We start from the raw sequence: 8,288 nt of genomic DNA on the forward strand, positions 1-8,288 counted from the left end.
TGCGAATCTTCCGACAGCCTCCGGCGCAAGCCGGGGGCTTTTTCATTTTTTGTTCCGCCAACCCGGCCACCAGAGGTGGAGGGGGGCCGGAAGGGGTGAGCCGGGCGGAACAGAGAGAGCGCCACGCGGCTCCTATCAGCTTTCGCACAGGAGAATCCCGATGAATGCCATTTCCACCGCTGCGGCCAGATCCGCGGTGCCTGCACCCGCGCAGCTTGCTGCGCGCCCCGCCGCCGCCGTCCTGGCGGCGGCACAATTGCTGCTGCCGATGCTCGAACGCGGCGACCGCGTCGATGCCCCGGCGCTTCGCGCGGCCATGGAAACCGCCTTCGGTGCCTCCGACACGAGCGGGGCCTGGGACTGGAAGCTTGCCTATGAGGCCTGCGAGGCGACGACGGTGCTGTTTCTGCGCAAATACGGTCCCGCGCTTCAACACCGGGCGGGTTCGATGCCCGACATGCTGCCCTTGCTGACCCGGATCATGGGGCTTCTGCCATCCCAGACCCGCCGCTCGGAAGAGATGCAGACGTGGCAGCAGTTCTCGACCCCGATTCCGCTTGGCCTCGCCGCCGTGACCGCTGCGGCGATCACCCCCGGTGACGTGGTGCTTGAGCCCTCGGCCGGCACCGGCCTGATGGCGATCCTGGCCGAGATCGCCGGCGGACAGCTGATGCTGAACGAACTTGCCGAAACCCGCGCCGACCTGCTGGTCGCGCTCTTTCCGGGTGCGTCGGCCACCCGCTTCGACGCCGCTCAGATCCATGATCATCTGCCGGTCGATCTGGTGCCGAGCGTCGTGCTGATGAACCCGCCCTTCTCCGCCATGGCCAATGTGCAGGGCAGGGTGGCCGACACCACCTTCCGCCATGTCGCTTCCGCCCTGACGCGGCTCGCCCCCGGCGGACGTCTGGTCGCCATCACCGGCGCGGGCTTTGCGCCGGAAAGCCCGGCCTGGCGCGACGCTTTTGCGCGGCTGCAGGAGCGTGGCCGCGTCCGGTTCACGGCGCCGATCGCGGGCGCGGTCTATGCCAGGCATGGCACCACCTTTCCGACCCGGCTGACCGTCATCGACAGGATTCCCACCGAGGATCCGGCGCGGCTTCCGGCCTCGCTGCCGATAGCCGGGGATGTCGAGACGCTGATGGGCCTGATCACGGATCATGTCCCGCCCCGGTCGCCGGTCGAACATCCCGCTCTGCCCGCCGCACCGACCCGCAGAGCGGCCGCGCGACTCGCCGCGCGCAAGCGCGCCCCGCAGCCCCGTCCGGTTGCCGCCGGCGCGCCCTGCGAGGAGAGCCGGGAACTGGTCTACGAGACCCGCGACTGGTCCCCCGCCGAAGGCGCCCGGCTCACCGAAGCCATCTACGAGGAATACGGCCTCCAGACCATCCGCATTCCCGGCGCCCGGCCGCACCCGACGAAGCTGGTGCAATCGGCCGCCATGGCCTCGGTCGCGCCGCCCAAACCCTCCTACCGGCCCCTTCTGCCCGGCAATATCCACGAGCTTCTGTCCGAGGCGCAGCTGGAGACGGTGATCTATGCCGGCGAGGCCCATGCCGAACATCTCCCCGGCCAATGGCAGGTCGACGAGACATTCGACGTGGTGACGCTGGCGCGGGAGGAGGTCGCCGGCAGCGTTCGGTTCCGGCGCGGCTTCATGATCGGCGACGGCACCGGCGTCGGCAAGGGCCGACAGGCCGCGAGCATCATCCTCGACAACTGGCTGCGCGGCAGGCGCAAGGCGGTCTGGATCAGCAAGTCCGACAAGCTGATCGAGGATGCACAGCGTGATTGGTCCGCGCTCGGCATGGAGCGGCTCCTGGTCACGCCGCTGTCGCGCTTCCCGCAGGGCAAGGAGATCATGCTGCCCGAAGGCATCCTCTTCACCACCTATGCCACGCTCAGGAGCGACGACCGCGGCGGGAAGAAATCCCGCGTGAAACAGATCGTCGATTGGCTGGGCAGCGATTTCGACGGGGTGATCGTCTTCGACGAGGCCCATGCTATGGCCAATGCCGCCGGCGGCAAGGGCGAGCGCGGCGATGTCTCGCCCTCGCAACAGGGCCGGGCGGGCCTGCGTCTCCAGCACGCGCTTCCCGATGCCCGCATCCTTTATGTCTCGGCTACCGGCGCCACCACGGTCGAGAATCTCGCCTATGCGCAACGGCTCGGGCTCTGGGGCGGCGAGGATTTCCCCTTCGCGTCCCGGTCGGAATTCGTCTCGGCGATCGAGGATGGTGGTGTCGCCGCCATGGAGGTGCTGGCCCGCGACCTGCGCGCCCTCGGGCTCTATACCGCCCGGTCGCTCTCCTTCGATGGCGTCGAATACGACCTGGTCGAGCACCGGCTGACCCCGGAGCAGATCCGAATCTACGACGCCTATGCCTCGGGTTTCGAGGTGATCCATGGTCACCTCGACAAGGCGATGGAGGCCGCGAACATCACCGGCAGCAGCGGCACGCTGAACCGCCAGGCCAGATCCGCCGCCCGCTCGGCTTTCGAGTCCACCAAGCAGCGCTTCTTCGGCCATCTGCTGACCAGCATGAAGACCCCGACCCTGATCCAGCGGATCGAGGAGGATCTGGCAGCGGGCCATGCGGCGGTGATCCAGATCGTCTCGACCGGCGAGGCGCTGATGGAGCGCAGGCTGGCCGAACTGCCGACTGAGGAGTGGAACGACGTCCGCATCGACATCACGCCGAGGGAGGCCTGCCTCGGGTATTTGCAGCATTCCTTTCCCACGCAGCTCTACGAGCCTTATACGGATGCCGATGGCAATATGTTCTCGCGCCCGGTCATGCGCGATGGCCAGCCGGTCGAGAGCCGCGAGGCCGTGGCGCGGCGGGATGAGTTGATCGCGCATCTGGCCAGCCTGCCTGCCGTGCCCGGCGCGCTCGACCAGGTCGTGCAGCATTTCGGGACCGACATGGTGGCCGAGGTCACCGGCCGATCGCGCCGCATCATCCGCAAGGGCGAGCGGCTGGTGGTCCAGAACCGTTCCGGCTCGGCCAACCTCTCCGAGACCCATGCCTTCATGGACGACCGGAAACGCGTGCTGGTTTTCTCGGATGCCGGCGGCACCGGCCGGTCCTATCACGCCGAACTCTCGGGGAAGAACACCCGGCTGCGCGTGCATTACCTGCTGGAGCCGGGATGGAAGGCCGATACCGCGATCCAGGGTCTTGGCCGCACGCATCGGACCAACCAGGCGCAGCCGCCGCTGTTCCGGCCGGTGGCCACGGATGTGAAGGCCGAGAAACGCTTCCTCTCGACCATCGCCCGGCGGCTCGACACGCTCGGCGCCATCACCCGCGGCCAGCGCCAGACCGGCGGGCAGGGCCTGTTCCGGCCCGAGGACAATCTCGAAAGCCATTATGCCCGCGACGCCTTGCGCCAGCTCTACATCCTGCTGGTGCGCGGCAAGGTCGAGGGCTGTTCGCTCGAACGCTTCGAGGCGGCGACCGGGCTGAAGCTGATGGATGCGAACGGGGTCAAGGACGACCTGCCGCCGATCACCACCTTCCTCAACCGCCTTCTGGCGCTGACCATCGAAATGCAGGGCATCCTCTTCACCGCCTTCGAGGCGCTGCTGACTGCGAAGATCGAAGGCGCCATCGCCGCCGGGGTCTACGACATGGGCCTGGAGACGCTCAGCGCCGAAAGCTTTGCCGTGACCGGCCGCGAGGTGATCCATACCCATGCCCGGACCGGGGCCGAGACCCGGCTGCTGACCATCCGCCAGCGCGAGCGCAACACGCCCCTGCCGCTTGCCGAGGCGCTGGACTGGCTTGGCCAGGAGCCGAAGGCCCGCCTGCTGGTCAACGAGCGTTCCGGCCGGGCGGCGGTGGAGATCCCGGCGACCAGCATCATGCTGGACGATGGCGAGATCATCCGCCGGGTGCGGCTGATCCGGCCGATGGAGGGCTTCAATATCGCCGCCAGCCGTCTCGCCGAGTCGCATTGGGCGCCTGCGGATGGGGCCGCGTTCCGAACGGCATGGCAAGGCGAGATCGCCGAGGTGCCGGAGTTCACCGAGTCCACGCTGCATATGGTGACCGGGCTGCTGCTGCCGATCTGGAAGCGCCTGCCGGAGGATTCCACCCGGATCTACCGGCTCCAGACCGACGAGGGTGAGCGCATCATCGGCCGCCGGGTCTCGCCGGCCTGGGCCGCCAACGCCACCACCACCGGGATCACCGCGCTCTCGCCGGAACAGGCGCATGCCGCCTTGACCGAGGGGCGCACGATCCTCGATCTGGAGGAAGGGCTGCAACTGCGCCGTAGCCGGGTGATGGGCGCATGGCGGATCGAACTCTCGGGCTTCGACGACCGGATGCGCCAGCAGCTGACCGCCTTCGGCCTGTTCCACGAGATCATTTCCTGGAAGCTCAGGATGTTCGTGCCGGCCGATGCCAGCGGCATCCCGGTTCTGGCCCGGATCCTCGAGCGCTGGCCGGTCCGCCGGGTCTCGGAACGGGAGGCTGCATGATGGGCCGCGAAACCGCCGCCGATCTGGCGGCCCGTCTCGGTCGGCAGGCCGAGGCGGTCTGCCGCCACTACCTGCCCGCGGGGCGCCGCTCCGGCCGCTACTGGATCGTGGGCGATGTCCATAACAATCCCGGGCGCAGCCTGTTCGTGCGCCTGACCGGCCCGGAACGGGGCAAGGGTGCCGCCGGTCATTGGCAGGATCCCGCAGCCGGAACCTATGGCGATCTGCTCGACCTCATCGGCGAGCGTATGGGACTGGCCCGGTTCCGCGACATCGCCGACGAGGCCCGCAGCTTTCTGGGCCAGCCGCATCCTGAACCTGTCGACCTGCCGGCAAGTCCGGCCTCCGGCCAGCGCAGCAGCAACCGGGTCGAGGCAGCGCGGCGCCTGTTTCGCATGTCGCGGCCGATCGCCGGCACCTTGGCCGAGACCTATCTGCGTCATCGCGGCATCACGGCCATCGGTGGTCTCTCCTCCCTGCGCTTCCATCCGCGCTGCTACCATCGACCGGAAGATGGTGGACCTGTCGAGCCGCGCCCGGCGCTGATCGCTTCCGTCACCGACCTGGCCGGCCGTCAGACCGGTGCGCATCGCACCTGGCTCGATCCTTCCGGCTTGGACAAGGCCGATGTCGTTCCGCCGCGCCGGGCCATGGGCGATCTGCTCGGCCATGCGGTCCGCTTCGGCGAATCCCGGGATGTTCTCGCCGCCGGCGAGGGGATCGAGACCGTGCTGTCCCTGCGCGAAGCCATCCCGGACCTGCCGGCGGCGGCGGCGCTTTCGGCCGGTCATCTCGCCGCCCTCCTGCTGCCGGAGCAGCTGCGCCGGCTCTATATCCTGCGCGACCGCGATCCCGCCGGCGACAGCGCGCTGGACCGTCTGGCCAGCCGCGCCGTCGAGCAGGGCATCGAGGCATGGGATCTCCTGCCCGAGCGCGGCGATTTCAACGACGATCTGCGCCGGTTGGGGCCGGAGCTGCTTCGGGAGCGGCTGCGGGGCCAGCTTCATCCCGGCGATGCCGGCCGTTTCGCATCCGGCTGAAGGCGAGGCGACCGGGACGGGGCGGGGAGGATCGGCTGCGCGGGTCCCGGTCCCGTAGACGGGTACCTTTGCGAGGAGAGCCGGCGCGCACGGCCTTCTTCAGAGGGCGAGCGGCCCACAGCCCGGCCGGAAAGGCAATGGCGCGGGACCGGCTTTTTTCCGCCGCGCGGGCCTGCCGCGGCCCGCGCTTTGCATCGCGAATAAAAAAGCCGGACCCGGCCATCAAGGCCCTCGCGCGGGCGCGAGGGCTGCCTGTCCTGCCGGCCCGTGGGCTTTCGCCGCCATGAAGGCCGCGCGCGGCGCGCGGCTGTCCGCGAAGGAGCCTGACGACGATGACCGAACACCAGACCGGCTTTGAGCCCTCCCAGACCCTGTCCCAGACCGCCCATGCCCTGGCTGAGCTGCAGCTTTACGGCTGGCATCCCGGCCAGGATGAGCCCGATCCGCGGCCGTTGCCCGCGGGCGATGCCGTCACCCAGGCCGTCGCCGATATCTTCGACGCCTTCGTCGCCACGCTCGGCGATACCCGGCTCGAGCCCGATCTCGAGGAACTGCTCTGGGGCACGGTGAACCTGTTCCACCGCGCCGTGGCCCGCATCGAGCGCGTGCTCGATACGAACGAGCAGGCGCAGCGCGAGAGCCAGCAGGAGCAGGATGGCAGCGAGGTGAAATCCGTCGAACTGGAGCGCCTGACCGCCGAAGGCCAGACGATGATCGAGCGCAGGAACGCCATGGAGCTCTTCCGCGACCTCGCCGCCGAGGCCTTCGAGCATCATGCCGGCTCGGCCTGGCGCCCGCGCAGCGGCTCGATGGTCAGCCATCGCAACATGACCTCGGCGATGATCGACAGCCGCGACTTCATGGCCGCGAAGCGCCGGAGCGAGGCCGAGGTGCTGCTGCCCGAGGGCCCGAAAGTGGCCTTCACCGGCGGCGCGGAGTTCAACGATCACCACCTGATCTGGGACCGGCTCGACCAGGTCCACGCCAAGCATCCCGACATGGTGCTTCTGCATGGCGGATCGCCGAAGGGCGCCGAACTGATCGCCGCGAAATGGGCCGACACCCGCAATGTGCGCCAGATCGCCTTCCGGCCCGATTGGACGAAGCATGCCAAGGCCGCGCCCTTCCGGCGCAACGACGCCATGCTGCAATGCCTGCCGATCGGGGTTCTTGCTTGCACGGGAACCGGCATCCAGGAAAACCTGGCCGACAAGGCCCGCAAGCTGGGCATCCCGGTCATGAGACTCGGAGCGGGCGCGTAAGCGCCCCTTCACTCACCGGGAAGCCCGGTCATCCGCCCTGCCCGGATTTCGGGCAGGGCGGCTTATGGCAAGGTGGGGGTTGTGGCGCGGGCGGTTTGCCCACAGTTCCGCCCACAGATTCTGGGGATAAGTCCGGCCTCGTGAAAGCCAGCGGCCCCTCCTGGCTTCTCCAGGCGGGGCCGCACGCGAGCATCCGCGCAGATCCGTGGATCAGGCGATCAGCAGATCTTCTTCGCTCTTGCCGGAATCGAGCGCTTCCGCGAACCAGACCGGTTTGCGGCCGCGGCCCGACCAGGTCAGTTCAGGGTTCTCGGGATGGCGGAACTTGGCGGCAACCGGTTTACCTGCCTTTGCGCCCGTGGCGCCGACCACTTCCTGCAATGTCACGCCAAGCTCCTTGGCCCTGGCTTCCAGTTCCGCCCGCGCCGCAGCGAGGCGGCGCGCCTCGAAACCGTCGATCGCCTTCGCGACCGATTTCTGCAGCGCCTTCAATTCGGCGAGCGGCATGTTGTCCAGATCGATCTCGACAGCTTTGGGGGCCTCGGCTTTTGCGGCTTTGACTGCTTTTTTCATATCTTTGATGGTCCTTTCATGCGGTGCGTTCAATTGCCATAGCGGTTCCCAATGACGCATGTCCTGAGGCACCTGTTCGCAGTCCGGGGCCAGGGAAATAGCTGTGCCCCCCGGATTGCCATGGGCGCAGTTAATCCCAAATTTGCCGCCTGTTCCACCTCGAAACAATGCCGTGACGCGGCGTGGCGGAGTGCGATGGAATTGGCGATTTGCGTGGCGCATTCATTCACCGGGTCGCGTGTTGCGATGCTGTGTCCCCGCGCCCTTATGAAATCGCGCAATGGATTTTTGGATGGGAAGTTAGTTTCGCGGCGGGGTGCTCAAGGTTTTCGGCAATCCAGCCTCAATGCTGTTAGCGCCTCCCGATTTCATCGGGACCGGGCTCTGGTCCTTCGGACTGGAGCCGACCTTTTGCCGTCTCCCCCCATTCGGGCGACGATCCCTGGCGCGGGCGGCGGGCGGCCATGCCGCTCTCCGATCAGGCCGTTGCGCCTCTCGCCCGGTTTCCTCGGGGAGGCCGCGCGATGCAGTCGCCTCCTCTGGGATCAGGCGCGAACCCGGCCGGCCGATCCCTTGCCCCATCATCTAACCGGCATGACATCGGCGGTGGGTGCGCACATCTCGCCTGCTTGCGGGCCGAGCTTGCCGGTCTCGTGCAAACCTTCGTCCCGGTCAGCACCCTCTACCGGCGAACGATGCCCGGCGAGGATCGGTCGCGGGCTCGTGGCGCGGGTCTTCCGGCGCCGGTCCCGCAGAATGTCTGGCCCGGACGTATCGGTTTCGCCGGTCTATTCCCGAGCGGTTCGGGCGGGCAGCTACCATGGCACCCGTGGGTCTCTCCCCCTGCGCTGGCACGGTCGCGCGCCGCCCATTAGGCCTCGGTCAATGGCTGATCTAGCCGAAGACCGGCGCAAGCGCCTCGAT

Annotated in this window: 4 protein-coding genes; 3 read left to right on the plus strand and 1 reads right to left on the minus strand. The window is 68.1% G+C overall.

Annotation, left to right across the window (positions count from 1 at the left end):
• Positions 1-160: 160 nt before the first annotated feature.
• From FE811_RS03780 to FE811_RS03790, 3 genes are all read left to right on the plus strand, one after another.
• Positions 161-4,489, plus strand: coding sequence for a strawberry notch-like NTP hydrolase domain-containing protein (locus FE811_RS03780; protein WP_140846780.1), 4,329 nt, complete (start codon positions 161-163; stop codon positions 4,487-4,489).
• The gene (locus FE811_RS03785; RefSeq protein ID WP_140846803.1) at positions 4,489-5,529 is read left to right on the plus strand and encodes a toprim domain-containing protein; all 1,041 of its coding nucleotides are present in this window, start codon (positions 4,489-4,491) and stop codon (positions 5,527-5,529) included. Before FE811_RS03780 ends, FE811_RS03785 begins: the two co-directional genes overlap by 1 nt.
• A gap of 332 nt (positions 5,530-5,861) precedes the next feature.
• Positions 5,862-6,791 carry a DUF2493 domain-containing protein gene (locus FE811_RS03790; protein ID WP_140846783.1) on the plus strand — a complete coding sequence of 310 codons (930 nt, stop codon included), beginning with the start codon at positions 5,862-5,864 and terminating at the stop codon, positions 6,789-6,791.
• A gap of 210 nt (positions 6,792-7,001) precedes the next feature.
• Here the strand turns inward: FE811_RS03790 and FE811_RS03795 are convergent, their stop codons facing one another.
• Positions 7,002-7,424 carry an H-NS family nucleoid-associated regulatory protein gene (locus FE811_RS03795; RefSeq protein WP_370362660.1) on the minus strand — a complete coding sequence of 141 codons (423 nt, stop codon included), beginning with the start codon at positions 7,422-7,424 and terminating at the stop codon, positions 7,002-7,004.
• Between the last annotated feature and the right edge of the window lie 864 nt (positions 7,425-8,288).

This window comes from Paracoccus sp. FO-3 (genome assembly GCF_006386455.1).
GTDB lineage: Bacteria > Pseudomonadota > Alphaproteobacteria > Rhodobacterales > Rhodobacteraceae > Paracoccus > Paracoccus versutus.

Bases quoted from the DNA above. Each gene is read 5' to 3' on its own strand.
- FE811_RS03780 (WP_140846780.1), top strand. From the start codon at position 161: ATGAATGCCATTTCCACCGCTGCGGCCAGATCCGCGGTGCCTGCACCC.
- FE811_RS03785 (WP_140846803.1), top strand. From the start codon at position 4,489: ATGGGCCGCGAAACCGCCGCCGATCTGGCGGCCCGTCTCGGTCGGCAG.
- FE811_RS03790 (WP_140846783.1), top strand. From the start codon at position 5,862: ATGACCGAACACCAGACCGGCTTTGAGCCCTCCCAGACCCTGTCCCAG.
- FE811_RS03795 (WP_370362660.1), bottom strand. From the start codon at position 7,424: ATGCGTCATTGGGAACCGCTATGGCAATTGAACGCACCGCATGAAAGG.